Source organism: Bradyrhizobium sp. USDA 3311 (genome assembly GCF_054062495.1).
Genome location: NZ_JBSSFI010000001.1, coordinates 966,255 through 992,482 on the forward strand (window position 1 = coordinate 966,255; position 26,228 = coordinate 992,482).

A 26,228-nucleotide genomic window follows, 5' to 3' on the forward strand; every position below is an offset into this window, starting at 1 on the left:
CGCGAATTCTGGCGGGACGATGTCGCGAAAGCCGCTTGCGGCGTTTGGTTCCCGGCCGGGTTTTCGTTATGATGGCAGCCATGTACCGCGCCGTGACCCGCCAGATCGAAGTGACCGTCGAGCCGAACTTTGTTCCGGAACAGTCGTCGGCCGACCGCTCCCGCTACTTCTGGTCCTACACCATCGTCATCACCAATTCGGGCGAGGAGACCGTGCAGCTCAAGACGCGGCACTGGATCATCACCGACGCCACCGGCCGCCAGCAGGAGGTGAAGGGCGAGGGCGTGGTCGGCGAGCAGCCGACCCTGGCCCCCGGCGAGCGCTTCGAATACACCTCCGGCGTGCCGCTCTCGACCGCCTCCGGCTTCATGACCGGCCGCTACCAGATGGTCAGCGAAAGCGGCGAACGCTTCGAGATCGACGTGCCGACGTTTTCGCTGGATAGCCCGGACAACAAGCGGGTGTTGAACTAGGGGCGGGGCCGTGGGGTGGGCAAAGCGAAGCGGGCCCACCATTTCGGTGGTGACGCAGAAAGATGGTGGGCACGCTTACGCTTTGCCCACCCTACGATGTCCGAGCACTTGGCAGGCTGCTTCCCCGTCGTCATTGTGAGCGCAGCGAAGCAATCCAGACGGCCACTGCGGAAAGACTCTGGATTGCTTCGCTGCGCTGGCAATGACGGAGGATAGAGTTACGCGTCCTCCACGCCCGCCTCATCGGGCGTGAAATCGTACACCGACGAGCAGAACTCGCAGGTGACAACGACCTTGTCGTCCTTGACCATCGCGGCGCGATCGTCCGGCGAGAAGCTCTTCAGCATCGCGGCGACCGCATCGCGCGAGCAGGAGCATTGCGCCTTCAGGACCAGCGGCTTGAATACGCGCACGCCACGCTCGTGGAAGAGGCGGTAGAGCAGCCGCTCGCCGGACAGTTCCGGATCGATCAGCTCGACGTCCTCGACGGTCTCGACCAGCGAGCGCGCCTCGACCCAGGCGTCATCTTCGGCGACGGCGTGCACTTCGGCGCCCTCGGGCGCATCGCCGGGATGCAAGTCCGCCTGCCGCGCGCGCTCCGGCGCCTTCGGCAAAAACTGCATCAACATGCCGCCGGCGCGCCAGCGATGCCTGCCGCCGTCGTTCGAGCGCCACTCCTCGCCGACCGCAAGACGCACGCGCGTCGGGATCTGCTCGGAGCGCAGGAAATATTCGTGGGCGGCGTCTTCGAGGCTGCCGCCGTCGAGCGCGACCAGACCCTGGTAGCGGCTCATGTCGGGGCCCTGGTCGATGGTCATGGCGAGATGGCCGCGGCCGAGCAGCGCGCCGGAATCCTTCGCCGTGCCCAGGCGCGAGGCGTCAAAGCGGGCATAGGCGCGAAGCTGGTCCGGCGCCTTGTAGTCCACCACCAGGAACGACACCGGGCCGTCGGTCTGGGCCTGGAGGATGAAGCGACCCTCGAATTTCAGCGCCGAGCCGAGCAGCGTCGTCAGCACGATGGCCTCGCCGAGCAGCTTGCCGACGGGCGCGGGATAATCGTGCTTGGTCAGGATGTCGTCGAGCGCCGGACCGAGCCGCACCAGCCGGCCGCGCACGTCGAGCGCGTCGACCTCGTAGGGCAGCACGGCGTCGTCGATCGGAACCGCTGATGGTGCGCGAACCGGGCCTTCTGGCCTGGTTTTCATGTCAGGGGATTGGGAATCCATGGCGGTCTATCTGGGGTCGGTGGGTGGGAAATGGAAGGGGTTCCGGCTGCATCCGGCAATGCAGAATGGACGTATGCAAGGACAGCAACCTCCGCGTCGTCCTGGCGAAAGCCAGGACGACAGTTGCATGCGAGGCGGCCGCCGGGCCTACGCCAAACTTACTTCACCGCGTCAAAACACCAGGCCAGAATGCCCTTCTGCGCGTGCAGGCGGTTTTCGGCCTCGTCGAACACGACCGATTGCGGGCCGTCGATCACCTCGTCGGTGACCTCCTCGCCGCGATGGGCAGGCAGGCAGTGCATGAACAGCGCGTCGGGCTTGGCCAGCGACATCAGCTTGGCATTGACCTGGTATGGCTTGAGCACGTTGTGGCGGTGCTCGCCTTCCTTGTCGCCCATCGACACCCATGTGTCGGTGACGACGCAATCGGCGCCGCGCACGGCGGCTTCCGGATCGGTGCCGAGCATGATCGGCGCGCCTGAAGCCTTGATCCAGTCGCGCATCGCCTTCTTCGGCGCAAGCTCCGGAGGCGTTGCGACATTGAGCTGAAACTTGAAGCGCTCCGCGGCATGCGCCCAGGACGCCAGCACGTTGTTGTCATCGCCGGTCCAGGCCACCGTCCGGCCCTCGATCGGGCCGCGGTGCTCCTGATAGGTCAGAAGGTCGGCCATCACCTGGCAGGGATGCGAGCGCCGCGTCAGGCCGTTGATGACGGGCACGGTCGCGTTGGCCGCAAGCTCGAGCAGGGCGTCGTGGTTGAGGATGCGGATCATGATGGCATCGACATAGCGCGACAGCACGCGCGCGGTGTCGGCGATGGTCTCGCCGCGGCCGAGTTGCATCTCGGCGCCGGTGAGCATGATGGGCTCGCCGCCGAGCTGGCGCATGGCGACGTCGAACGACACCCGCGTGCGGGTCGACGGGCGCTCGAAGATCATCGCCAGCGTCTTGCCTTCGAGCGGCCTCACCGGCTGATGCGCCTTCTGCTTCGCCTTCATGGCGGAGGAGGCATCGAGCATGCTCTTGAGCTCCGACAGCGGGAGCTCGTTGATATCGAGGAAGTGCTTCGGCGACTTGCTCATCAGCTTGCCGCCCGCTTGGTCTGACTGGACGAGATCGCGGCGCAGGCGCGTTCGAGCCGCCCGACGCTGTCCTCAATCTCGGCTTCGGTGACGATCAAGGGCGGCAGGAAACGCACGACATTGTCGCCGGCGCCGACCGTGAGCAGCTTCTCGTTGCGCAGCGCCGCGACGAGATCGCCTGATGGCACCACGGCCTTGATGCCGATCAGGAGGCCCTCGCCGCGCACCTCGCTGACGACATCGCCATGACGGTCGATCACGGAGGCGAGCTTCTGCTTGAGCAGCAGCGACATCTTCTGCACGTGATCGAAGAAGCCGGGCTTCAGCATGACGTCGAGCACGGCATTCGCAGCCGAGATCGCGAGCGGATTGCCGCCGAAGGTCGATCCGTGCGAGCCGGGACCCATGCCGGCCGCCGCGTCCGCGGTGGCCAGGATCGCACCGATCGGGAAGCCGCCGCCGAGCGCCTTGGCCAGCGACATCACGTCAGGTGTGACGCCGGTACGCCGATGCGCGAACAGATCGCCGGTGCGGCCCATGCCGGTCTGCACCTCGTCGAAGGCGAGCAGCAGGCCCTTCTCGTCGCAAAGCTGGCGCAATGCCTTGAGGAACGCAGGCGTTGCGGAACGCACGCCGCCCTCGCCCTGAATCGGCTCGATCAGGATGCCGGCGGTCTGCGGACCGATTGCCTTCTTCGCGGCCTCGATGTCGCCATGCGGGACCTGGTCGAAGCCATCCATCGGCGGACCAAAACCTTCGAGATATTTTGCAGATCCCGTCGCAGCCAGCGTCGCCAGCGTGCGGCCATGGAAGGCGCCTTCGAAGGTGATGATGCGGTAACGTTCCGGATGCCCCTTGGAGAAGTGATGATGGCGGACCAGCTTGATCACACCTTCCAGCGCCTCGGCGCCGGAATTGCAGAAGAACACGAAGTCCGCGAAGCTTTCATTGCACAGGCGCGCAGCGAGCTTCTCGCCGTCCGGACTCTGGAACAGGTTCGACATGTGCCAGAGTTTTGTGGCCTGCTCCTGCAGCGCCTTGACCAGCGCGGGATGGGCATGGCCGAGCGCGTTCACGGCGACGCCCGAGGTAAAATCGAGATAGCGATCGCCATTGGTCGCAATCAGCCAGCAGCCTTCGCCGCGCTCGAAACCGAGGTCGGATCTGGCGAAAACGGGAAGCAAATGCGGCGCTGCGCTGTTAGTCATGACGATCACTTGATGTTGCGGACGGCCTGAACACGCTCACGCAGCGCACCATTGACCGGCCCGGAAAACGAAACGTGCCGCCTTTTAAGGGCGGCACGTGACACTATCTTATGCCTGGTGAAACCGGTGTCAATGCCGCCCGAAAGCCTCGCGAAACGCTGAATCCGTAGTCTTGCGGAGCCGAAATTGCGGGGTTTTCGCCACGGAACATGTGGAAGCGAGTCGGCGGACTCTTGCGCGTGAGTCACGCCATATTGTAGCGTTTGGCTTGTCAGATACGACATCTCGTGCAGTGTTTCTGATCCTCTAAGTCCTCATGTACCGGCGTAGACGTTCGGGCGTTATCGGCGCGCCCGGCGAGCCTTAAGGGATTCTGACGGCACGGGTTTTTCGAGGCTTAGGCATTCGCCGCGAGGCGCCAGGATGGCAGCCGCACGGCGAGGGAAAGGGTGCAATGACGGTTTTGACCTGGTCCGACGATCGCGTCGAGCAGTTGAAAAAGCTCTGGGAGGCCGGATTATCGGCCAGCCAGATCGCAGCCGAGCTCGGGAACGTGACCCGCAATGCCGTGATCGGCAAGGTACACAGGCTCGGCCTATCCGGCCGCGCCAAGAGCCCCTCATCGGCGGCTCCGCGGCCGCGCAAGGCGCGCCCCGCGCAGCACATGATGCGGGTGAGCCGCCCCATTGCGCGCGGCAACACCGCGCTGGCGCAGGCCTTCGAGGTCGAGGTGGAGGCCGAACCGGTCACCTACGACAACGTGGTGCCGATGAGCCAGCGGCTGTCGCTGCTGGAGCTGAACGAGGCGACCTGCCACTGGCCGGTCGGCGATCCCTCGAGCCCGGATTTCTTCTTCTGCGGCGGCAGGGCGCTGTCGGGCCTGCCCTACTGCGCGCAGCACTCGCGCGTGGCATATCAGCCCGCCGCGGATCGCCGGCGCGCACCGGCGAAGCCCTCGCGGTGAGTTTGTTCTGAAATCGAGTGACGGCCGTCACGCGTTGACGGCCCAACAAACTCGATGTCGTCCCGGACAAGCGCGCCTGAAGCGCGCGCAGATCCGGGACCCATAACCACCGCAAGATGTGGCTACGGGGACTCGGAGTTACCTTCTTCGCGCGACAACCACGCCCTGTGATTATGGGTCCCGGATCTGCGCTTACGCTTGTCCGGGACGACACTGAGAGTGTGGCTGTAGCCCGCTAAACCAACGCCTGCAAACCCTACGTCTGCTCCGCCTTCGCAAAGCGATCATCCAGCGCGTAGCCGGCTCCGCGGACGGTGCGGATGGGATCCTGCTCGCGGCCGAGATTGAGCAGCTTGCGCAGGCGGCCGATGTGGACGTCGACGGTGCGCTCGTCGATGTAGATGTCGCGGCCCCAGACGCTGTCGAGCAGCTGCTCGCGCGAGAACACGCGGCCGGGATGCTCCAGGAAGAACTCCAAGAGGCGATATTCGGTCGGGCCGAGGTCGATCGGCCGGCCCGAGCGCGCGACGCGGCGCTTGTCGCGATCGAGCTCGATGTCGCCATAGGCCAGCACCGTTGCGAGCCGCTCCGGGCTTGCGCGCCGCAGCAGGCCCCTCACGCGCGCCAGGAGCTCCGGCACCGAGAACGGCTTGACGATGTAGTCGTCGGCGCCGGTCGCAAGACCCCGCACCCGCTCGCTCTCCTCGCCGCGCGCGGTGAGCATGATGATCGGGAGCTGCTTGGTCTCGGGCCGGGTCCGCAGCCGGCGGCACAGCTCGATGCCTGACAGTCCCGGCAGCATCCAGTCGAGTACGATCAGATCGGGGATGTGTTCCTTGAGGCGGGTGTCGGCGTCGTCGCCGCGCATCACCGTCTCCACATCATAGCCGTCGCCTTCGAGGTTGTAGCGGAGAAGCTCGGTGAGAGCTTCCTCGTCCTCAACCACCATAATGCGTGCGCCCATGGTGTCGTCGCTCCTTAAGTCTTCAGGTATTCGGGACCGTCGTGGCGAAGGTCGTCATGTCGCCCTTCGGCCGCTTGTCGGTGATCGCCTGGCCCTCGATCATGTAGAACACGGTCTCGGCGATGTTGGTGGCGTGGTCGCCGATCCGCTCGATGTTCTTGGCGCAGAACATCAGATGGATGCAGAACGAGATGTTGCGCGGATCCTCCATCATGTAGGTGAGGAGCTCGCGGAACAGCGAGGTGCAGATGGCGTCGACTTCCTCGTCGCCCTTCCACACCGCCATCGCCGCCGGCAGATCATGCGCGGCATAGGCGTCCAGCACCGACTTGACCTGCTGCTGCACGAGGTCGGTCATGTGCTCGAGGCCGCGGAACAGCTTGAGCGGATGAAAATCCGTCTCCAGCGCCGCGACGCGCTTGCCCATGTTCTTGGCGAGGTCGCCGATGCGCTCGAGATCGGTCGCAACGCGCATGGCGCCGACGATCTCGCGCAGATCGACCGCCATCGGCTGGCGGCGGGCGATGGTGAGCACGGCGCGCTCCTCGATGCGCTTCTGCAGCGCGTCGAGCTCGGTGTCGGTGGCGACGACGCGCTGGCCGAGCGCGACGTCTCGGCGGATCAGCGCGTCGACGGAATCGACGATCATGCGCTCGGCGATCCCGCCCATCTCGGCGACGAGCCGGGTGAGCTCCTGGAGGTCGGTGTCGAAGGCCTTTGCGGTATGTTCAGAACCCATGTCCCGTCTCCTCAGCCGAACCGGCCGGTGATGTAATCCTGCGTGCGCCGGTCGCTCGGCGACGTGAAGATCTTGCTGGTGTCGTCGAACTCGATCAGCTCGCCGAGATACATGAACGCGGTCTTGTCGGAGACGCGCGCCGCCTGCTGCATGTTGTGGGTGACGATCGCGATCGTGTAGTTCTCGGACAATTCCTGGATCAGCTCCTCGACCTTGGCGGTCGAGATCGGGTCGAGCGCCGAGCAGGGCTCGTCGAACAGGATCACCTCGGGCCGCACCGCGACGGTGCGGGCGATGCAGAGGCGCTGCTGCTGGCCGCCGGAGAGCGACAGGCCGGAGGCGTTGAGCTTGTCCTTGACCTCGTTCCACAGCGCGCCGCCGCGCAGCGCCTTCTCGACGCGGTCGTCCATCTCGGACTTCGAGATCTTCTCGTAGAGGCGGATACCGAAGGCGATGTTCTCGTAGATCGTCATCGGGAACGGCGTCGGCTTCTGGAACACCATGCCGACGCGGGCGCGCAGCAGGTTGAGGTCGAGCTTGCCGTCGAGGATGTTGGTCTGGTCGAGCATGAGCTGGCCGGTGGCGCGCTGCCCCGGATAGAGGTCGTACATCCGGTTGAAGATGCGCAGCAGGGTCGACTTGCCGCAGCCGGACGGGCCGATGAACGCGGTGACGCGGTTGGTGCCGAGCGTCAGGTTGATGTTCTTCAGCGCGTGGTGCTCGCCGTAATAGAAGTTGAGGTTGCGCACCGTCACCTTGGCCGGCGCTTCCGGCAGCAGCGGCGCCTGGGGCAGCCCACCGGCCGCGCTCATCGATACGGAAAGCTCACTCATTTTGCGGTCCTCTCGGCGCCAAGGATGCGCGCGCCAATATTCAGGGCAAGCACGGTAATCGTGATCAGCAGCGCGCCGCTCCAGGCGAGCTGCTTCCAATAGGCGTAGGGGCTCTGGACGAAGTTGTTGATGGTGACCGGCAGGTTCGCCATCGTCTTGTTCAGGCCAAGGCTGAAGAACTGGTTCGACAGCGCGGTGAAGAGCAGCGGCGCGGTCTCGCCGGCGACGCGGGCGGTGGCTAGCAACACGCCGGTGATGAGGCCGGAGCGGGCGGCACGATAGGCGATCCGCTTGATCACCAGCGAGCGCGGCAGGCCGAGCGCGGACGCCGCCTCGCGCAGCGCGTTCGGCACCAGCAGCAGCATGTCCTCGGTCGTGCGCAGCACTACCGGGATGACGATGACGGCGAGCGCGAGGCTGCCTGCGATCGCCGAGAAGCCGCGCATCGGCACCACCACCGCGCCGTAGATGAACAGGCCGATGATGATCGAGGGCGCCGAGAGCAGGATGTCGTTGATGAAGCGGATCACCGAGGTCAGGCGGTCGTTGCGGCCGTATTCGGCGAGATAGGTGCCGGCGAACAGGCCGAGCGGCGCGCCGATGCCGACGCCGAGCACGGTCATGATGATCGAACCGACGATGGCGTTGCGCAGGCCGCCTTCGGTCGAGCCCGGCGGCGGCGTGTCTGCCACGAAAATCTCGAGGTTCAGACCGGCGATGCCGTTGTAAAGCAGCGTGATCAGGATCAGCGCAAGCCAGGTGACGCCGAAGGCGGCGGCGGCGATGCAGAGTCCGCGAACGACGATGTCCTTGCGGCGGCGGCGTGAATAGATCGGGTTCATGGCGTTAGTTCCCCGCCTTCTTTTCCAGCCGCATCAGCATCAGCCGTGCCGCTGCGAGCACGAAGAACGTCAGCACGAACAGCAGCAGGCCGAGCAGGATCAGGCCGGACTGGTGCAGGCCGTCGCTCTCGGCGAACTCGGATGCGATCGCCGCCGAGATCGTGGTGCCCGGCGCGAAGATCGAGGAGGAGATGCGGAACGAGTTGCCGATGATGAACGTCACTGCCATGGTCTCGCCGAGCGCGCGGCCCAGCGCCAGCATGACGCCGCCGATGACGCCGACGCGGGTGTAGGGGATCACCACGCTGCGCACGACTTCCCAGGTGGTGCAGCCGACGCCGTAGGCGGCCTCCTTCAGCACCGGCGGCACCGTCTTGAATACGTCGACCGAGATCGAGGTGATGAAGGGCAGCACCATGATGGCGAGGATCAGCGCGGCGTTGAACAGGCTGAGATAGGACGGGGGACCCGCGAAGATCGCGCCCAGCACGGGAACGCCGTCGAAGATCTTGATCATGAAGGGCTGGAAGGTGTTGGCCAGGAACGGGCCCAGCACGAAGAAGCCCCACATGCCGTAGATGATCGAGGGAATGCCGGCGAGCAGCTCGATCGCCATGCCGATCGGGCGGCGCAGCCATTGCGGACAGAGCTCGGTGAGGAAGATCGCAATGCCGAGGCCGACGGGAATGGCAATCAGCATCGCGATGAAGGAGGTGACGAGCGTGCCGTACATCGGCCCCAGCGCGCCGAGCACGGGCGGATCTGCCGACGGCGCCCAGCGCTGCGTCCACAGGAAGGAGAAGCCGTATTCCTTGATCGCCGGGAAAGCGCCGACGATCAGCGAAACGATGATGCCGCCGAGGATCAGCAGCACCGAGATCGCGGAGAGCCGCGTGATCCAGTAGAAGGTGACGTCGCCGAGCTTGAACGCGCTCAAGGCCTTGGCGCGATCGTACGGTCCGGCGTCGTCGATTACATCGCTCTGAACGGCCATCTCTGCCACGCCGATCCCCTGTACCCGTTTTATACGCTTGCTGTCGGTCTTGTTGTTGGTCTTGCGCTCCGGATGCGGCACGGGGCCGATCCGGAGCGGAGGTCTTTTGAGATCCCAGCACCCAGTCCGGGACAGCAGCGCTTAGCTCTTGATCTCGGCAGCCCAGGTCTTCTCGATCAGGGTCACGACGCCCTCGGGCATCGGGATGTAGTCGAGCTCTTCGGCCGCCTTGCCGCCGTTCTTGAAGGCCCAGCGGAAGAACTTGATGGCTTCCTGCGAGGCTGCCTTGTCGGTGGCATCCTTGTGCATGAGGATGAAGGTCGCCGCCGTGATCGGCCAGGACTTCTCGCCGGGCTGGTCGGTCAGGATGACGTAGTAGCCGGGCGCCTTGGCCCAGTCGGCGTTCGAGGCGGCCGCCTGGAAGGCCTCGACGGTCGGCTGCACCGGCTTGCCGGCCTTGTTGACGAGACCGGTGTAGGTCAGCTTGTTCTGCTTGGCATAGGCGTACTCGACGTAACCGATCGAGTTCTTGGTCTGGCCGATGTTGCCGGACACGCCCTCGTTGCCCTTGGCGCCGACGCCGACCGGCCACTCGACGGCCGTGCCCTCGCCGACCTTGCTCTTCCAGTCCGCGCTGGCCTTGGAGAGGTAGTTGGTGAAGTTGAAGGTGGTGCCCGAACCGTCGGAGCGGCGGACGACGGTGATCGCCTCCGAGGGCAGCTTCAGGCTCGGATTGAGCTTCTTGATCGCGGCATCGTCCCACTTGGTGATCTTGCCGAGATAGATGCTGGCGAGCGTCTCGCCGTCGAACACCATCTCGCCCGGCTTCACGCCCTCGATGTTGACGACCGGAACGATGGCACCCATCACCATCGGCCACTGGACGAGGCCGTCCTTCTCGAGCTGCTCGGCCTTGAGCGGCGCGTCGCTGGCGCCGAAGGTCACGGTCTTGGCCTGGATCTGCTTGATGCCGCCGCCGGAGCCGATCGACTGGTAGTTCAGACCGTTGCCGGTCTCTTTCTTGTAGGCGTCGGCCCACTTGGAATAGATCGGGAACGGGAACGTCGCGCCGGCGCCGGTGATATCGGCAGCAAAGGCCGCCGTCGTCGATGCGGCGACCAAGCCGGCAGCGACGATCGTTTTGAGGAAATTCATGCTGGTCTCCATACAGGGGAGCGAAGCGCCATCCGCGCCCGATCGCGCTCCCCGTGCCGCCCCTTTAGGAGCGGTCGGCTGTGCTTTTACGAAGGTTTCGTGACAGTCGGATGACAGCCCCAAGCGATTGAAATCGCTTGAATTTCAGACTGTCACCGGGGGCCTGATCTGGGGAAAACAGGCGGTGAAAGTGGCGCCCTGTTTGGGCACGCTTTCGATCAAAAGCCGGCCGCGATGCCGGTTAAGAATATGTTTCACCAGCGATAATCCGAGCCCGGTCCCGCCCTGCAAGCGGCTGTCGCCGACATCGACCCGGTAGAACCGCTCGGTCAGCCGCGGCAGGTGCTCAGGCGCGATGCCGGGGCCGAAATCCCGGACCATGACCCGGATTTCCTGAGTTCCATCAGTGGCGGCGCCTGAGGTCAGTGACACGATGACGCGTCCGCCCGAGGCGCCGTATTTGAGCGCGTTCTCGATCAGGTTCTCGAACAGGCGGAGCAGCTCCTCGCGGTCGCCCGCGATCATCATCGGCGGCTCCGGCAGATGGATCTCGACCTCGACCTGGCGCTCGCGCGCCAGCGGCTCGAGCCCGTCGGCGACCTGGCGGATGATCGGCAGCAGGTCGACCAGGGTGTCGGGGCGCACATGGGCCGACAGCTCGACCCGCGACAGCGAAAGCAGATCGTCGATCAGGCGCGCCATGCGGGTGGCCTGGTTGTGCATGATGCCGAGGAAGCGCTCGCGCGCCTTGGGGTCGTCCTTGGCCTGGCCCTGGAGCGTGTCGATGAAGCCCGACAGCGCGGCGAGCGGCGTGCGCAGCTCGTGGCTGGCATTGGCGACGAAGTCGGCGCGCATCTCCTCGACCCGGCGCAGCGGCGTCTGGTCGTGGAAGGTCATCAGCATGCATTTGTCGGCGCCGCCGAAGGTGGTCGGCACCGGCACCGGCGTGATGATCAGCTCCATCCAGCGATCGACCGGGACATGGTCGAGATAGGTCGCGCGCCGCGGCTCGGTGGTCGCGATCGACTCGCGCAGCGCGGTGATGATCTCCGGCGAGCGCAGCGCGAACTGGGCGAGCTCGTTCCTGCGCAGCGCCGGCGCAAGCTGGGCGGCGGCCGCGTTGAGATGGATGACACGGCCGGCACGGTCGAGCAGCACCGCCGGATCCGGCATGCCGGCGACGACCGCGGCCACCGCGGCGCTCTCGACCGGGTTGATGCGCCTGACATCGTCGCGCGAGGCGGCGGTGTCGTGCAGCCGCCAGGGGATCAGCGCCGCAGCGGCGATGCAGAGGAACACGGCAACGGCGTGCAACACCGACAATTCGCCGAGCGAGACCACGACCGACAGCGCCAGCGCCGCGGCGATCAGGATGATCGTCGAGTGCCGCAGCCGGTCGGACCAGGGCTGCGCGGTGGGAGAAGATGGGGCGTCAATCGCCATCGGGGCGGGCTTCTCCTAGGGGCTTGTCCTAACGGCTTCGTCCTAAAGGCTTGGTCCTAAAGGCTTGGCGCCGTCAGGCGGTGCCGTCGCTGCGCTCTCTCACATAGGCGGCTTCACGCGCCGGGCCGGGGTCGAGCTTGAGCGCCGCCTGCTGCAAACGCTTCGATCGGGCGCCGATTATAACTTCGCGAAACGTCAGCAAGATTACAGATATGACGAAGGGGGACAGATAATAGAGGACGCGGAACAGGAGCATGCCGCCCAGGAGTTCCTCCCGGTCCATCTGCCAGAGGCCGACCAGCATGGCGGCGTCGAACACGCCGAGGCCCCCGGGCGAGTGGCTGGCAAAGCCGAGCAGGGTGGCCGAGACGAAGATCACGGCAACCACGACGAAGCCGAGGTTGGGCTCGTCCGGGACCAGCACGTACATTGCGAGCGCGCAGAATCCGAGATCGATGATGCCGATCGCGATCTGGAGCAGCGTCAGCGGTCCGCCCGGCAGCACCACGGTCCAGGGCCCGCGGCCGACCACCCGCGGCTGGGTCCAGACCCAGACCACATAGCCGACCAGTCCCACGATGATCATTAGCGCCAGCGTCCGGTTCAGCCAGGGCGGAAGCTGGTCGATCGAGGCCGCCGCCTCCGGATGGTAGGAGATGCCGAGGCCCAGCACGGCGGCATTGCCGAGCCAGAAGGTCAGGCCGGCGAGGAAGCAGATCTTTGCGACATCGATCGCGTTCAGCCCATAGGCCGAATAGATGCGGTAGCGCACCGCGCCGCCGGTGAAGACGCTGGCGCCGACATTGTGGCCGATCGAATAGCTGGTGAAGGCGGCGAGCGCATTGATGCGGTAAGGCACATGGGCGTGGCCGATCGCACGCACGGCGAACAGGTCGTAGAAGGTCAGGGTGAAATAGCCCGCGGCCACGAACAGCGCCGCCATCGCAATCTGGCTCGGCTCGGTGCTCTTGATCGCCTCGATCACCTCGTTGAAGTCGATGCCGCGCAGCATGTGGTAGAGCACATAGCAAGCGATGCCGATGACCGCGACGCTGATCACAACTCCAAGCTTATGCAGGACTTGCTTCTGGCGCAGAAACGTCATCGCCCTGCGTATGGCTTCCAGCATCTAGACCTCGAACAACGCTTCAGCGGCCAGGACGGCCGGCGAACAGGCAAACGACGCACAGGCACTCAACGAACCCTCGCCGCCGGCTCCGGCATCGCGCATGCCCCCTAACCCTCCACTAGCGCGTTTTGGGGCGGAGTGGAATTCGCCAATTCGAACAAAATCACGTGCCTTCAATATTTTAGGCAGGGTTGCGGGCTCTGGATGCACGGTTTGGCGCTTTCGGCGGCAAGGCTGACGCGAATCTCCATGGCAATCCTGCGCAGACGCCATGAAGTTTTGATGATTTCGGCCGCGCAATGTTCCGTCACGTTTTAAGCCGACGTCAATCTATGGGCCGCGCCCGGCTGTTGAAGGAGGGGCGACGGGGTCGTTCTGGACGGATTTTCCGATGCACCAGACAGGTGCGGCGCAACAGCAGCTTAAGGGGCGGTCAGATAGCCGCGCTGATAGGCACTGGCCTGGTCGTCGAAAATCGCCATGGCCGTCGTCATCCGGCGGAAGCCGAGACGCTCATAAAAGCCCTCTTTGCCAGGCACCGCGTAGAGGATGATTTTGCGATGTCCGCGGCATCGCGCCAGCAGCCGCTCGATGATCTCGCGGCCGAGGCCTTGCCCCTGACAGTCCGGGCGCACCGCGACATCACAGAGGTAGGCGCAGTCGCGGCCGTCCGCCAGCGCTCGGCCGGCACCAACCAGCCGGCCTTGGTCATAAGCGAAGGCACAGAACATGCTGTTGCCGAACACGAGCGCGAGATCGGCTGGTGTCTTGTTGCCGAGCGGAGCGGTGCGGTAGAGCGCGGAAAGCTCGTTCCAGTCGATTGCCGCCGGATCTTCGTTCCAGACGACCGGCATCTGCGTGCCTCCCCGGATCAATGCTGCGCCGCGGTGACGGCTGCGACGATTTCGTCGGTGCCGGGAAAATGGCCCTTGCTGCGGCTGGCGACAATCCTGTCGCCGAGCTTGACCTGGAAGACGCCGCCCTTGCCAGCCACGAGATCCGCCTCCAGCGCCAGTTGCCGGCGCAGCGCTGCGGCAGCTTCCTTCGCACGCTTCTCGTAGCCGCAGGGACGGCAATAGACGATCGTCACATCCGACATCTCATCCTCCTCACGCGGCGAGCTGCGGACGCACCGCTTCGATGCCGGCGATCCAGCCGGCCACCGATCGGCCGATTGCGTCAGCGTGGTCCTCCTGCAGATAGTGCAATCCCGCGCCGAGCCGGATCAACGCGCAACGCGTCAGCGAGGCCGCAAACCGCTCGGCAAATTCCGGCGAGACGAGCGCGCCCGGTTCGCCCGTGAACAGCAGTTTCGGATAGGAAGATGCGGCCAGCGCCGCATGGGCGGATTGGAGCGCCTCATAGACATCGGCGGGCTCACCTGCGATCGGCAGCTCGCGGGGAAACGCAAGAACGGGGCGACGGCTCTCAGGCGTCGGGAACGGCGTGCGATAGGGCGCCATCTCTTCGTCGCTGAGCTTGCGGACGATTCCGCCGGGCAGAACGCGCTCGACGAACGCATTCGCCTCGAGGATCATGGCCTCACCCTCGCCCGGCGTCCTGAACTTGCGAAAGACCGCCCTCGCCGCCTCGGCATGATCTTGCTCCTCCGCGACCTCGGTATGGTGGAAATCCTGCCAGGTCGGCATCGGGCGGATGAATTCCATGAAGGCTAATCCGCGTACGAAGTCCGGCCGGCGCGCGGCGAGATGAAATGCGAGCGCCGTGCCCCAGTCCTGCGCGACGAGATAGGCTGATGTGACGCCGCGCTGTTCGATGAACGCATCGAGATAGCGGACATGGTCGAAGAAGCGGTAGGCGATGTCAGGCTTACCGGATTGGCCGAAGCCGATGAGATCGGGCGCAATGCAATGCGCGACCGGTGACACCAACGGCAGGATGTTGCGCCAGATGTGCGACGAGGTCGGGTTGCCGTGCAGGAACAGCACGACCGGCGCATCCTGCGCACCCGTCTCGCGGTAAGCCATGCTGCTTCCCAGCACGGGCGCTCTGCGAATCTCGATCTCGATTGGCTTGCTCATGTCAGCTCCTTGAACACGGTCTGAAATGCGATGGTCTTGAAACGTTCGAGCGCTTTCGGATTGCGATCGACCTTCATGCGCAGGATCGCGCCCTGCCAGGACGCGAGCAGGAAGTCGGCAAGCTCCCCGGGCTCGAAATCGGATGCGATCTCGCCGCGCGCCTGAGCCTCAGCGATGCAGGCCGCGAACGGCACGCGCCATTCGGCAAAAATCTCGGTCAGGCGCGTACGCAGCATTTCGCTGCTGCCGGTCGCCTCCAGGCTGAGATCGCCGATCAGACACCCACGACCATAACCGTCGGCCTCGAGCCGGCCGGTGATGATGTCGAGATAGCGCTTGAGGCGCGCGCGCGGCGTCAGCGTCGTGTCCTCAAGCGCTTCTGCGACCAGCCCCCTGGTGACGTCGAAGTAGCGGTCGAGCACCTCCGAAGCGAACGCTTCCTTGGAGCGGAAATGGTTGGTGAAGGACCCCTGCGGCGCGCCCGCCGCAGCGGTGACGTCGCGCACGCTGGTGCCGTGATAGCCGGTTCGGAACATGACCTTGAGGCCGGCGTCGAGGATGGCGTCTTTGAGCGAAGGCTTTGGCATGAGCAAAATAATACGTACGTACGTATTAATGTCAAGCGTAGTTTCATCGCTCGGCGATTTCGCACTCCGATCAGGCTGTTATCGCAATGTTGGATCTGGAACTGATGGGATGAGCCTCGCCTAGCGCGCCGATGGCGGTACGCTCCCTCCCCCGCAAGGGGGGAGGGAGCGAGAGAGCGATGGCCTCACGCGAACCAAGGACTCAAGCCGCCGGCTGGCTCCGCGAGACCACCCGGTCGCGCAACCAGGCGCCGATGGTGCAGCCGACCAGGTAGCAGGCGAACATGATGAGGCCGAGGTCGAGCCAGTAGCCGAAGCGGCCGGGGACCACATGCGCGAGCGAGGCCGCGACCAGCGCTACGGCGAGCGCGGCGAGCCAGCGCGCGGTGACCTTCGAGGTGCCGTTGCCGCGCTGGACCACCGAGATCCAGCCCATGCAAAAGCCCAGCACCAGCGATCCGATCAGCCAGCCCAGATGGAACGAAACGAGATAGGGCATCGTCACCTCACCAGAAATTCGATGCGGCGGTTCTGCGCCTTGCCGTCGTCGGTGTCGTTGCCGGCGACGGGCTGCGTGCTGCCGTAGCCGATCGCGGTGAAGCGGCTGGCGGGCAGGCCGGCCTTGACCAGATAGTCGATCACCGCCTGCGCGCGCTTCTCCGAGAGTGCCTGGTTGAATGCGTCCTCACCGTCGGCATCGGTGTGCCCGGCGACGTCGATATTGGTGGTGGGGCAACGCAGCGCCGTCTCGATCAGATGGTCGAGAATTCCCGCAGAGTCCGGATCGATGTCGGCGCGCTTGGTGGTGAAGCGGATCTTGCCCTTATTCAGGAGCTCGGAGAACAATTGCTGGCAGACGGTGCCGTCGACCGGGCCTGCCGCGGGCTTCACCGTGATTTCCGGCTTGTACTGCCAGTTTTTCGGGAAGTCCTTGCCAAGGCCCGCGCGGATGTCGTTGCCGGCGCCTTCATAGAGCGCATCGCCCGACAGCTTCACCTCGCGATCGGACACCACGAGCGTGCCGGTCGACAGCCGCGACAGCGCCCCGAGCGCTGCGACCACGGCGGGGTTGAAGGCGCCGGGGGCGCCGAGGCTGGCCTTGAGATTGTCGACGACCTTCTCGTTGAAGAATTTTCGCGACGCGCTGGTTGCGATCGCCGCGTGGACGTTGTTGTCGGGAACATAGCCGGTCAGCGTCACGGTCGCGGCAACCGGATCCTTGTAGGCCTGGAAGATATAGGGCGGCGCCTTGATGTCGTTGGCGGCGATCAAGAACCCTTCCGGCAAGTTCTTCAGCGCAGCCGCGATCGCCTCGCGTCCGCCGAGATCGCGCGCCATGCCCGACAGGTTGATCTTGGTGTCGGAGATCGTGATCTTGCCGTCCTTGAGCTTGCCGATCTGGTCGAGCAGCAGCATCGCGGCGGCCTCGAAGCGCGGCGGCGCGCCACGTGCCAGCCCCATCTGATCGGCGACCTCGACGCCGCCGACCTCCTTGCGTGCCGCCTCCGTCAGCCGGGCCTTGATCGACGGCAAGGGCGCGGAGCCCGACAGCGTCACCCGCACCACGTCACGCTCGGCGTTCCAGACGAAGGGTTTTGCCTCGGCAACGAGGCGGGTCCGATCGTCGACCAGGCGCACGCCCGGGACAATCTCCACCGCCATTACCGCGTCCCGGCGCCCTTCCTCGGAAAAGGCGTCCGCGGCCAGGCTGACATCGCGGCCGTCCACCGCGATCCGGGTCTTGTCCAGAACGGTCTCCTTGAGCGCCGCCGAGCTGCGGGCGGACAGGTCCGCCTCGACCGGTAAGGTGTTATTCCAGGCCGCAAATCCCCACATGACGGCCAGGGGGATCAGCCCTGGCCACCATTTGCTGGCCCACCTGAAAAGCTTCTGCATTCGACGACCCGAACTCTGGAACCGGAGACAAAACAAACCCTTGGCAGGCTGTCAAACCGGAAATGGCGGCCCTCGCAAGGCCTTTGCGTGGACAATTGGAATAACTTTTTCTTCAAGGGTTCTTCCGTAAGTTGAGGACGGAATGCCAGAGTCCGCCAGCGGGTCATGAAACAACTTCGTAACAACGTCATCCGCGCCGGGCTGGGAGCACTCTATTTCAGCGGGGCGCACCACCTGTTGCGCCCGCTTTTGTCGGGCGTCGGCGCCATTTTCATGCTTCACCACGTGCGGCCGGCTCGCGAGGCCACGTTCCAGCCGAACCGACATCTCGAAGTCACTCCGGATTTCCTGCGCGCGACGCTGAGCCATCTGCGCTCGCGCGACATCGACATCGTCAGCATGGACGAGCTGCATGAGCGGCTGGTGCAGGGCAGGTTCACCCGCCGCTTCGCCGCCTTCACCCTCGACGACGGCTATCGCGATAATCTGGACTATGCGCTGCCGGTGCTGCGCGAATTTGACGCGCCTTTGGCGGTCTACGTCGCCAGCGATTTCGCCGAGGGCACGGGGCGGCTGTGGTGGACCGCGCTGGAAGCCGTGATCGCCAGGGCCGAGCAGATCGAGGTGCAGATCGGCAATTCCGCGCTGCGGCTCGACGCGACGACGCCTGCCGCGAAACAGGCGGCGTTCGACCGCCTGCATGACTGGCTGCGCGCGCTGCCGGGCGAGCACGATCTCGCGCGCGAGATCGCAGCGCTCTGCGCCAGGCACGGCGTCGCCATGGAAGCGCTGTGCCACACCCTCTGCCTGTCCTGGGACGGGGTGAAGCAGCTGGCCGCAGACCCGCTGGTCACGATCGGCGCGCACTCCATCAGCCATTGCAATCTCGCCAGGCAGAGCGAGGAGATCGCCGCGCAGGAGATGGCGGTGAGCCGCACGCGGATCGAGCGGGTGCTGGAGCGTCCCGTGCTGCACTTCGCCTATCCCTATGGCGACCGCGAGGCGGCCGGGATGCGCGAATTTGCGCTGGCCGCATCGGCCGGCTTCAAGACCGCGGTGACGACGCGGCCCGGCATGCTGTTCGCCGAGAACGCCGGCCACATGACCGCGCTGCCGCGCATCTCGCTCAACGGCAACTACCAGGACACGCGGATCCTGCCGGTGCTGACCTCGGGCGCCGCGACCGCGATGTGGAACGGCTTTCGCCGGATTGCGGCGGCTTAAGTTTCTGTCGTCCACCGCTGTCACCGCAATCTCTGCCGTCGTCCTGGCGAAGGCCAGGTCGACGACAAGATTGACTCCCTCCCCCTCCCCGCCCAAAACGAGCACCACCAAAGGGAGGTACCATGTTCAACGATCTGTTCTCGCTCAAAGGCCGCATCGCACTCGTGACCGGCGGCTCGCGCGGCATCGGCAAGATGATCGCGGCGGGCTTCCTCGCGCAAGGCGCGGCGAAGGTCTACATCACCGCGCGCAAGGCCGGCCCGTGCGAGGCGACGGCGAAAGAGCTCTCGGCTCTCTATGACGGCGAGTGCATCGCGCTGCCGATCGACATCTCGACCGTCGAAGGCTGCGACAAGCTCGCCGGCGAAATCATCAAGCTGGAGCCGAAGCTCGACATCCTCGTCAACAATGCCGGCGCCGCCTGGGGCGCTGAGTTCGACGAATTCCCGGAAAGCGGCTGGGACAAGGTGATGGACCTGAACGTCAAGTCGCTGTTCTTCCTGACCAAGGCGCTGGCGAAGCCGCTGCGCGCGGCGGCAAGCGCGGAACATCCGGCCAAGGTCATCAACATCGCCTCGGTCGACGGCATCTTCGTCAATCCGAGCGAGACCTATTCCTACGCCGCCAGCAAGGCCGCCGTGATCCATCTGACCCGGCGCATGGCGACGAAACTCATCAAGGACAACATCAACGTCACCGCGATCGCGCCGGGCGCGTTCAAGTCCGACATGAACCGGGCCGCGCGCGACCATGCGGACGACGTCGCCAAGCGCATTCCGGCGCGGCGCATCGGAACCGACGAGGACATGGCAGGGGTCGCGATCTATCTCGCCTCGCGTGCGGGCGATTACGTGGTCGGCAACACCATCGCCGTCGACGGCGGCGTGGTCTACGCCAATGCCGGGCTGGAGATCGCGGGGTAGCTGAACCCGGGGGACTAAGAGAGCGAGTGCGCTGGACGCCCTCACCTCATATTTGGTGTCGTCCCACATCTACACAAACGCCTGGCAACGCTATGCGTTGCCAGGCGTTTGCTTGTCCGGGACGACAGCTGAGTATGAGGCCGCGCCTACGACTCGATCTTCACGTACTCGAAATCGCCGGGCTTGTTGTCGATGCCGACTTTCGGCGGCGAGATCCAGGAGGCGAACTTGCCGGTTTCGGTGACGGGCTGCATCAGCGAGGTGATGAAGTCGCCGTCGGCTGTCGAAGGCAGCCACTCGTCCTTGCGCTTCGCCCAGGTCGCATCGTCGATCAAAATGCCGTCGGGCGTCGCATGGACGTCCTTGAACTCGCCGATGTGGCGGTGGAAGGCGACGTTGGGCAACGTCAGCTTGAAGTCGTAGCCCGCGGTCGAGATCACCTTGTTCCAGCGCAGCATGCCCTTGACGCAATCCTGGCTGTAATCGTCGCGCAGGCGCATGTTGAGCGCGGTCAGCGCCGGCTCGTCGACCAGCTTGATCTCGCCGTTGATGAACTTGAGCACCGGATAGGTGGCGTTCTTGAGCTGGTGATCGTCCTCGATCTGGGTCTCGTGATAGCGGCCCTTGATGCCGGCATTGAAGGCGTTGGCCGCGTTGGTCGAGACCTCCGAGCCGAACAGGTCGAGCGACAGCGTGTAGTGCAGGTTCAGCTTCTTCTGGATGGTCGGAAGATCGATCACACCGAGCGCGCGGACTTTTGCGATGCCGGTGGGATCGGTAATGCCGGCTTCGCGCATCGCATCGCAGGTGCGCTGCACGACGCGGGTGATGCCGGTCTCGCCGACGAACATGTGGTGCGCTTCTTCGGTCAGCATGAAGCGGCAGGTGCGCGACAAGGGATCGAAGCCCGACTGCGCGAGGCTGTGCAGCTGCATCTTGCCGTCGCGGTCGGTGAAGTAGGTGAACATGAAGAACGACAGCCAGTCCGGCGTCGCCTCGTTGAAGGCACCCAGCATACGCGGCGCGTCCGCATCGCCGGAGCGGCGGCGGAGCAGATCGTCGGCCTCCTCGCGGCCGTCGCGGCCGAAGTATTTCTGGAGCAGATACACCATCGCCCAGAGGTGACGGCCCTCTTCCACGTTGACCTGGAACAGGTTGCGCATGTCGTAGAGCGAGGGCGCCGTCTTGCCGAGATGGCGCTGCTGCTCGACCGAGGCGGGCTCGGTGTCGCCCTGGATCACGATCAGGCGGCGCAGCATGGCGCGATGCTCACCCGGCACTTCCTGCCAGGCCGGCTCGCCATAATGCTCGCCGAACGGAACGACGCGGTTTTCCTCCTGCGGCGCAAGCAGGATGCCCCAGCGATATTCGGGCATGCGGACATAGTCGAACTTGGCCCAGCCGCGCGGATCGACGGAATAAGCGGTGCGCAAATAGACCAGCGACTCCTGGAAGCCTTCCGGCCCCATGTCGCTCCACCAGTCCATGTAGCCGGGATGCCAGCCTTCGAGTGCCTTCAGCACCTGGCGGTCTTCGGCGAGGTTGACGTTGTTCGGAATCTTGGTCGAGTAGTCGACGTTCATGATGTTCATGTTCATGGCCGTGCTTCTCCCTAAACTCTTGTCATATCGAATTTCGGCTTCTGGCCGCTGCCGTAACGGCGGAGCGCGCCCTCCTCGCCGACCGCGTTCGGGCGCTGGAAGATCCAGTTCTGCCAGGCAGTGAGGCGCGCGAAGATCTTTGATTCCATCGTCTCCGGGCCGACGAAGCGCAGGCTCGCTTCCATGCCGGTGAGGCTGTCGGGCGAGAAGCTGGCGCGCTCCTCCAGAAACACGCGGACCTCGTCGTCCCAGTCGATGTCGTCGAGCGCGAAGGTGACGAGGCCGAGCTCCTCGGCCTCTTCGGCGTCCAGGCTCGTGCCGATGGTGGCTTCGGCGCGTTCCAGATCGGCCGGGTCGGCCTGGAAGCGAGACTGAAGCCGCGTCAAACCATGGCTCATCGGATACGGGCCGAAATTCATCGGGGAGAGCTCGATCGAGGGCGGCGGGCGGTTGTCGCCCTGGCGGGTGCCGATCAGCATGTAGGAACGGTCGGCGGCGAAGACGAGCTCGGCGAGCGTGCCGGCAAAGCAGGAGCCGGGCTCGACCAGCGTCACCAGCGTGCGCGAGGTGACGTCGATACGCTTGAGCACGCGCTTCCAGTAATGCCTGATCTCGTTGACCAGCCAGTGCGCCTTGTTGGCTTCAAGGAAGGCATCGGATGCGAGCACATGGGCGCGGTCGCCATGGCTCTTGAACACCAGCATGGCGATCTCGAGCTCGTTGATGCGCAGATGCAGGATCGCATCGTCGAGCTCGCGCGCAACCTGGAGCGGCCAGAACGAGGCGCCCTGCGCCATCATGCCGTCGATGTCGGCCGGCGGCGCCGCCTCCGGCGCCTTGATCGAGATGGTGGCGATGCGGGCGGCACGATCGACGTCGACGGTGACGAAGCCGTAGCGCAGGCTGGTCTCGTCGATGATGCGCCTGAGCGGCGTCAGCGCAATGCCCTTGCCGCTGCCGCTGCGCCTGGAGGCCGCGGAAAATTCCTTGACGCGCTCGGTGATCTTGCCTTCCAGCTTGGAGTTCGGCGCGATCTCGTCGACGAGACGCCACTGCACGGCACGCTTGCCTTTCACGCCTTCCTCGATGGTGCAGAAGAAGTCGGCATGGTCGCGGCGCACTTTGCGCTTGTCGACGACGCGGGTGAGGCCGCCGGTGCCCGGCAGCACCGCGAGCAGCGGCACTTCGGGCAGCGCCACCGAAGAGGCACCGTCGTCGGCGAGGATGATGTGGTCGGTCGCGAGCGCAAGCTCATAGCCGCCGCCCGCGGCCGAGCCGTTCACCACGGTGATGAAGCGCTGGCCGGAATTCTCGGACGAATCCTCCATGCCGTTGCGGGTCTCGTTGGTGAACTTGCAGAAATTGACCTTGTGGGCGTGGGTCGAGCCCGCGAGCATGCGGATGTTGGCGCCGGCGCAGAACACCCGGTTCTTGGCCGAGCGCATCACCACGACCTTCACCTCCGGATGCTCGAAGCGCAGCCGCTGGATCGCATCGGCAAGCTCGATGTCGACGCCGAGGTCGTAGGAATTGAGCTTGAGCAGATAGCCCTCGAACAGGCCGCCGTTCTCGTCGACGTCCATGGTCAGGGTCGCGACGTCGCCGTCGACCGCGAGCTTCCAGTGCTTGTAGCGGGACGGTTCGGTCTGGAAATCGATGAATGTCGCGCCGCCTGCGAGGCGCCGATCTTCCCCGGCCATGGGCCACCCTTGAGTTCGTCTTGGTTTTACCGTTAGATGCACAATAGTGCATATTTCAGAGCGCGTCTAGTCCTTAACAGCCAATACATGCACTTTGTTTCATGCCAGTGTCTAGGACCGCACGATGGCGCCGAGTGCGATCCAGTCGGCCTTGGAGAGCTGGGGACGACCGAGCTTGGCCTGGAGCAAGGCCGTCAGCGCAGCAATGGGAAAGCTCTCGACAAAGCCGTCGCCGGCCGCCGCCTTGCGCGAGCTCAGCGCGCGCAGCTCCGCCAGCGCATCGCCAAACAGCCGTGCCGCCGAATGCGACCTTTGCATGCGCAGCCGCAAATTCGCATTGGCGATGCGGATGCAGGCCCGCAGCAGAATGCGCTCGCGGCCGCCTTGGGGCGCTGCGGCCCACACCGCCTCCAGCACCTCCTGCGCTTCCCAGAAATAGCCGCGGTCGTTGAGCGCGAGCCCGTAGCGCAGCGCCGGATGGCGCGCCGGCACATGGCCGCGAAACGCCGAAGGCACCAGCGCCTTGGCCATGGCGAGCGTCTCGTAGTCGGCATCGAGCCCGGCCTCGCCCGGCACATAGGCCCATTGCGGCCACGGCAGCGGGCCGCTCGCATTCGGCGGCGCACTCATGCGAGGTGCGCCTCCGCAACATCATGCGGCGCGTCCCTGAAGTCCCTGATCGTCGCGCAGGGCCGCCTTTGCAAATTGCTCAATTGCGTCAAGCGTCGCCCCCGGCGCTTCACGATGCGGGGAATGGCCCGCGCCTGAAATAATTTTCAAATCTACCGGACAATAACACTCTTCCTGCGCGATTTCGACCTGGCGCAGTGTGCCATATTGGTCGTCCACGCCTTGCAGGACCATGACAGGGACGCGGATATAGGCGAGGTATTCGGAGATGTCCCAGTCGCGAAATTTCGGATCGAGCCAGGCGCCGTTCCAACCGTAGAAGGCGTTGTCGACGTCCTTGTGCCAGCGCGCGAGCTTCGGCTTGAGATCGGTGGTCTCATAGGCGGTCTTGATCGCGGCGATGGATTTCACCGAGATGTCCTCGACGATGAAATGCGGCGCGATCAGCACGAGGCCGTTCAGGCGATGATCCTGGTGCGCGCCGGCGTAGATCGTCGCGATCGAGGCACCGTCGGAATGGCCGAGCAGGAGGCCGCGCCTGAAGCCGATCGCATCGAGCAGTTTCGGAAGCACCTCCAGCGCCTCGCGGTGCATGTAATCCAGCGGCCGCGGCAGCGCGACCGGGCTCGACTGCCCGTAGCCCGCACGCGAATAGACGAAGATGCCGGCACCGGTCGCCTCTCGAAGCTGTTCCGGGAAGTCGCCCCAGAGCCCGACCGAGCCGAGACCTTCGTGCAGCATGACGATGGTCGGTGCCTCCGCTGATTGCGGCGCGAGCCATTTATATTCGAGGCTGGCGCCACTGACGCTGAGGAAGCCCGTGGAGGTGAGGTTGGTCATGCTGTCGGTTCCATTCATTCCGTCATTTCCGGACAACTCGCAAAGCGAGTTGATCCGGAATCCCGAGATTGCAGTCTGCGGATCGAGATTCCGGGTTCGCGCTTCGCGCGCCCCGGAATGACGAAGCCAATCAATTCGCCCCTTCCCGCAGCTTGAACCGCTGGATCTTCCCCGTCGCCGTTTTCGGCAGCGAGTCCACCACGTCGATCCAGCGCGGATATTTCCACGGGCCGATCTTCTGCTTGACGTGCTCCTTCAGCATCTCCTGCAAGTTCGCGGTCTTCGCGCCCTGACGCAGCACGACGAAGGCTTTCGGCTTCAAGAGGCCTTCCGGATCGGCCTCGGGCACGACGGCGGCTTCCAGCACCGCCGGGTGCGTGATCAACGCGCTCTCGACCTCGAACGGCGAGACCCAGATGCCGGAGACCTTGAACATGTCGTCGGCACGGCCGCAGAAGGTGTAGCGGCCCTCGGCGTCGCGGACATATTTATCGCCGGTGCGGGTCCACGGGCCCTCGAAGGTGCGGCGACTCTTGTGGCGCTGGTTCCAATAGCCTTCGCCGGCGGAGGGCGCATCGACCAGCAGCTCGCCGACCTCGCCGTCGGCGACGTCCTGGCCGGCCTCGTTGACGAGCCGCACCGCATAGCCCGGCACCGGCTTGCCGGAGGAGCCGTATTTGATGTCGCCGGGCGCATTCGACAGGAAGATGTGCAAGAGCTCGGTCGAGCCGACGCCGTCGAGAATGTCGACGCCGAAGCGCGCCTTCCAGCTGTTGCCCACAGACTCGGGCAATGCCTCACCGGCCGAGGTGCAGATGCGCAAGCTCTTTCCGCCGCGCTCGGCCTTCATCATCTCGTCGTTGAGCATCGCCGCGAACAAGGTCGGCACGCCGTAGAAGATCGAGGGGTTATAGCGGTTCATCAGGTCGAACATGCGCGCCGGCGTCGGGCGCTCGCTGTTCAGCACGACGGTTGCGCCGACCGACATCGGGAAGGTCAGCGCATTGCCGAGACCATAGGCGAAAAACAGCTTTGCGGCGGAGAGGCAGACGTCGCTCTCGCGAATGCCGAGCACCTGCCTGGCGTAGGTGTCCGCAGTCGCCTGCAAGTTCGAATGCAGATGGCGCACGCCCTTGGGCATGCCGGTCGAGCCGGACGAATACAGCCAGAATGCCGGCTCGTCCGGATGAGTCGCGGCGGTGGTGAACTGGTCGCTCTCATCAGCGAGCTCCTCGGCGAGCTGCTTGTGGCCATTCTGCTTGGCGCCGGAGACGACGACATGCTCGAGATCCGGCATGCGGCCGACGACGTCCCTGATGACGGGATAGAGCGCTTCGGAAACGAACAGCACGCGGGCACGGCAGTCGGCGAGGATGTAGGCGTACTGGTCCGCGGTCAGCAGCGTGTTGAGCGGCACCGGCACGACGCCGGCGCGGATCGCGCCCAGGAACACGATCGGGAAATCGACCGTATCGAGCATGATCATCGCCACGCGCTCCTCGCGGCGGACGCCGAGACGGCGCAGCATGTTGGCGGCGCGGCGGCTCTCGCGCTGGAGCTCGCCATAGGTCAGCCGCGAGACGGTGTCGTCGAAGGCGAGCTTGTTGCCGCGCCCCTCCTCGACGTTACGGTCGAGCAGCCAGGTCACCGCGTTATAGGATCCCTCGCTCACGGACTTCTCCCCTGAATTTAGAATTATAATTCATAGAAAGACACCGCGGCGGCTTGCTGTC

Annotated in this window: 26 protein-coding genes; 4 read left to right on the forward strand and 22 right to left on the reverse strand. The window is 65.0% G+C overall.

Annotated elements, in window-relative coordinates:
- The first annotated feature begins 80 nt into the window (after positions 1-80).
- On the forward strand, positions 81-473 hold the full coding sequence (gene apaG, locus ACVWW6_RS04720) for a Co2+/Mg2+ efflux protein ApaG (RefSeq protein WP_028172741.1): 393 nt from the start codon (positions 81-83) through the stop codon (positions 471-473).
- Between the two features lie 218 nt (positions 474-691).
- Here apaG and ACVWW6_RS04725 read toward each other — a convergent pair whose 3' ends face one another.
- From ACVWW6_RS04725 to ACVWW6_RS04735, 3 genes are all read right to left on the reverse strand, one after another.
- The gene (locus ACVWW6_RS04725; RefSeq protein ID WP_011083919.1) at positions 692-1,699 is read right to left on the reverse strand and encodes an Hsp33 family molecular chaperone; all 1,008 of its coding nucleotides are present in this window, start codon (positions 1,697-1,699) and stop codon (positions 692-694) included.
- Positions 1,700-1,857: 158 nt separating this feature from the next.
- On the reverse strand, positions 1,858-2,781 hold the full coding sequence (argF, locus tag ACVWW6_RS04730; RefSeq protein ID WP_011083918.1) for an ornithine carbamoyltransferase: 924 nt from the start codon (positions 2,779-2,781) through the stop codon (positions 1,858-1,860).
- Entirely contained in the window at positions 2,781-3,989 is a 1,209-nt protein-coding gene (locus ACVWW6_RS04735) for an aspartate aminotransferase family protein (RefSeq protein ID WP_161533014.1), read from the reverse strand. The genes argF and ACVWW6_RS04735 overlap by 1 nt, the downstream gene beginning before the upstream one ends.
- A gap of 454 nt (positions 3,990-4,443) precedes the next feature.
- Here ACVWW6_RS04735 and ACVWW6_RS04740 point away from each other — a divergent pair, with 454 nt between their 5' ends.
- Positions 4,444-4,953: a GcrA family cell cycle regulator gene (locus tag ACVWW6_RS04740; protein WP_011083916.1), complete on the forward strand. Its 510-nt coding sequence runs from the start codon at positions 4,444-4,446 to the stop codon at positions 4,951-4,953.
- A gap of 256 nt (positions 4,954-5,209) precedes the next feature.
- Here the strand turns inward: ACVWW6_RS04740 and phoB are convergent, their stop codons facing one another.
- From phoB to ACVWW6_RS04810, 14 genes are all read right to left on the reverse strand, one after another.
- Entirely contained in the window at positions 5,210-5,917 is a 708-nt protein-coding gene (phoB, locus tag ACVWW6_RS04745) for a phosphate regulon transcriptional regulator PhoB (protein WP_456680242.1), read from the reverse strand.
- A 22-nt stretch (positions 5,918-5,939) separates the two neighbouring features.
- Entirely contained in the window at positions 5,940-6,656 is a 717-nt protein-coding gene (gene phoU / locus ACVWW6_RS04750) for a phosphate signaling complex protein PhoU (protein WP_011083915.1), read from the reverse strand.
- Positions 6,657-6,667: 11 nt separating this feature from the next.
- Positions 6,668-7,489 (reverse strand): phosphate ABC transporter ATP-binding protein PstB, encoded by an 822-nt coding sequence (gene pstB, locus ACVWW6_RS04755; RefSeq protein ID WP_011083914.1) that lies wholly within the window; start codon positions 7,487-7,489, stop codon positions 6,668-6,670.
- Positions 7,486-8,331 (reverse strand): phosphate ABC transporter permease PstA, encoded by an 846-nt coding sequence (gene pstA / locus ACVWW6_RS04760; RefSeq protein WP_011083913.1) that lies wholly within the window; start codon positions 8,329-8,331, stop codon positions 7,486-7,488. The genes pstB and pstA overlap by 4 nt, the downstream gene beginning before the upstream one ends.
- Positions 8,332-8,335: 4 nt before the next feature.
- Positions 8,336-9,325, reverse strand: coding sequence for a phosphate ABC transporter permease subunit PstC (pstC, locus tag ACVWW6_RS04765; protein ID WP_028172738.1), 990 nt, complete (start codon positions 9,323-9,325; stop codon positions 8,336-8,338).
- Between the two features lie 141 nt (positions 9,326-9,466).
- Positions 9,467-10,480, reverse strand: a complete 1,014-nt coding sequence (gene pstS / locus ACVWW6_RS04770; protein ID WP_028172737.1) for a phosphate ABC transporter substrate-binding protein PstS — start codon at positions 10,478-10,480, stop codon at positions 9,467-9,469.
- A gap of 144 nt (positions 10,481-10,624) precedes the next feature.
- Complete coding sequence (locus tag ACVWW6_RS04775; protein ID WP_456680243.1) at positions 10,625-11,923, reverse strand: ATP-binding protein; 1,299 nt, start codon at positions 11,921-11,923, stop codon at positions 10,625-10,627.
- Positions 11,924-11,996: 73 nt separating this feature from the next.
- A complete protein-coding gene (locus ACVWW6_RS04780; RefSeq protein WP_011083909.1) occupies positions 11,997-13,052 on the reverse strand; it encodes a lysylphosphatidylglycerol synthase domain-containing protein in 1,056 nt (351 codons plus the stop codon).
- Positions 13,053-13,474: 422 nt separating this feature from the next.
- Positions 13,475-13,906 carry a GNAT family N-acetyltransferase gene (locus tag ACVWW6_RS04785; protein ID WP_028172735.1) on the reverse strand — a complete coding sequence of 144 codons (432 nt, stop codon included), beginning with the start codon at positions 13,904-13,906 and terminating at the stop codon, positions 13,475-13,477.
- Between the two features lie 17 nt (positions 13,907-13,923).
- Positions 13,924-14,151, reverse strand: coding sequence for a SelT/SelW/SelH family protein (locus tag ACVWW6_RS04790; protein WP_456680244.1), 228 nt, complete (start codon positions 14,149-14,151; stop codon positions 13,924-13,926).
- Between the two features lie 10 nt (positions 14,152-14,161).
- The gene (locus tag ACVWW6_RS04795; RefSeq protein ID WP_456680245.1) at positions 14,162-15,094 is read right to left on the reverse strand and encodes a haloalkane dehalogenase; all 933 of its coding nucleotides are present in this window, start codon (positions 15,092-15,094) and stop codon (positions 14,162-14,164) included.
- Complete coding sequence (locus tag ACVWW6_RS04800; protein ID WP_028172732.1) at positions 15,091-15,681, reverse strand: TetR/AcrR family transcriptional regulator; 591 nt, start codon at positions 15,679-15,681, stop codon at positions 15,091-15,093. Before ACVWW6_RS04800 ends, ACVWW6_RS04795 begins: the two co-directional genes overlap by 4 nt.
- A 202-nt stretch (positions 15,682-15,883) precedes the next feature.
- Positions 15,884-16,180, reverse strand: a complete 297-nt coding sequence (locus ACVWW6_RS04805) for a hypothetical protein (RefSeq protein ID WP_028172731.1) — start codon at positions 16,178-16,180, stop codon at positions 15,884-15,886.
- Positions 16,181-16,182: 2 nt separating this feature from the next.
- A complete protein-coding gene (locus ACVWW6_RS04810) occupies positions 16,183-17,577 on the reverse strand; it encodes an OmpA family protein (RefSeq protein ID WP_456680246.1) in 1,395 nt (464 codons plus the stop codon).
- 165 nt (positions 17,578-17,742) lie between these two features.
- Between ACVWW6_RS04810 and ACVWW6_RS04815 the strand changes: the two genes are divergently transcribed.
- Positions 17,743-18,801 carry a polysaccharide deacetylase family protein gene (locus ACVWW6_RS04815; RefSeq protein ID WP_456680247.1) on the forward strand — a complete coding sequence of 353 codons (1,059 nt, stop codon included), beginning with the start codon at positions 17,743-17,745 and terminating at the stop codon, positions 18,799-18,801.
- Between the two features lie 122 nt (positions 18,802-18,923).
- A complete protein-coding gene (locus tag ACVWW6_RS04820) occupies positions 18,924-19,724 on the forward strand; it encodes an SDR family NAD(P)-dependent oxidoreductase (protein WP_060909410.1) in 801 nt (266 codons plus the stop codon).
- A 146-nt stretch (positions 19,725-19,870) separates the two neighbouring features.
- On the opposite strand, the gene boxB is transcribed toward ACVWW6_RS04820, so the two are convergent.
- The 5 genes from boxB to ACVWW6_RS04845 all read right to left on the reverse strand — a co-directional run bounded on the left by boxB (position 19,871) and on the right by ACVWW6_RS04845 (position 26,167).
- Positions 19,871-21,322, reverse strand: a complete 1,452-nt coding sequence (gene boxB, locus ACVWW6_RS04825; RefSeq protein WP_456680248.1) for a benzoyl-CoA 2,3-epoxidase subunit BoxB — start codon at positions 21,320-21,322, stop codon at positions 19,871-19,873.
- A gap of 14 nt (positions 21,323-21,336) precedes the next feature.
- The gene (gene boxC / locus ACVWW6_RS04830; protein ID WP_161533008.1) at positions 21,337-23,025 is read right to left on the reverse strand and encodes a 2,3-epoxybenzoyl-CoA dihydrolase; all 1,689 of its coding nucleotides are present in this window, start codon (positions 23,023-23,025) and stop codon (positions 21,337-21,339) included.
- 111 nt (positions 23,026-23,136) lie between these two features.
- Positions 23,137-23,655 carry a DUF309 domain-containing protein gene (locus ACVWW6_RS04835; protein WP_271557023.1) on the reverse strand — a complete coding sequence of 173 codons (519 nt, stop codon included), beginning with the start codon at positions 23,653-23,655 and terminating at the stop codon, positions 23,137-23,139.
- Positions 23,656-23,676: 21 nt separating this feature from the next.
- Positions 23,677-24,513, reverse strand: a complete 837-nt coding sequence (locus ACVWW6_RS04840) for an alpha/beta fold hydrolase (RefSeq protein WP_456680249.1) — start codon at positions 24,511-24,513, stop codon at positions 23,677-23,679.
- 112 nt (positions 24,514-24,625) lie between these two features.
- Positions 24,626-26,167: a benzoate-CoA ligase family protein gene (locus ACVWW6_RS04845; protein ID WP_456680250.1), complete on the reverse strand. Its 1,542-nt coding sequence runs from the start codon at positions 26,165-26,167 to the stop codon at positions 24,626-24,628.
- Positions 26,168-26,228: the final 61 nt, after the last annotated feature.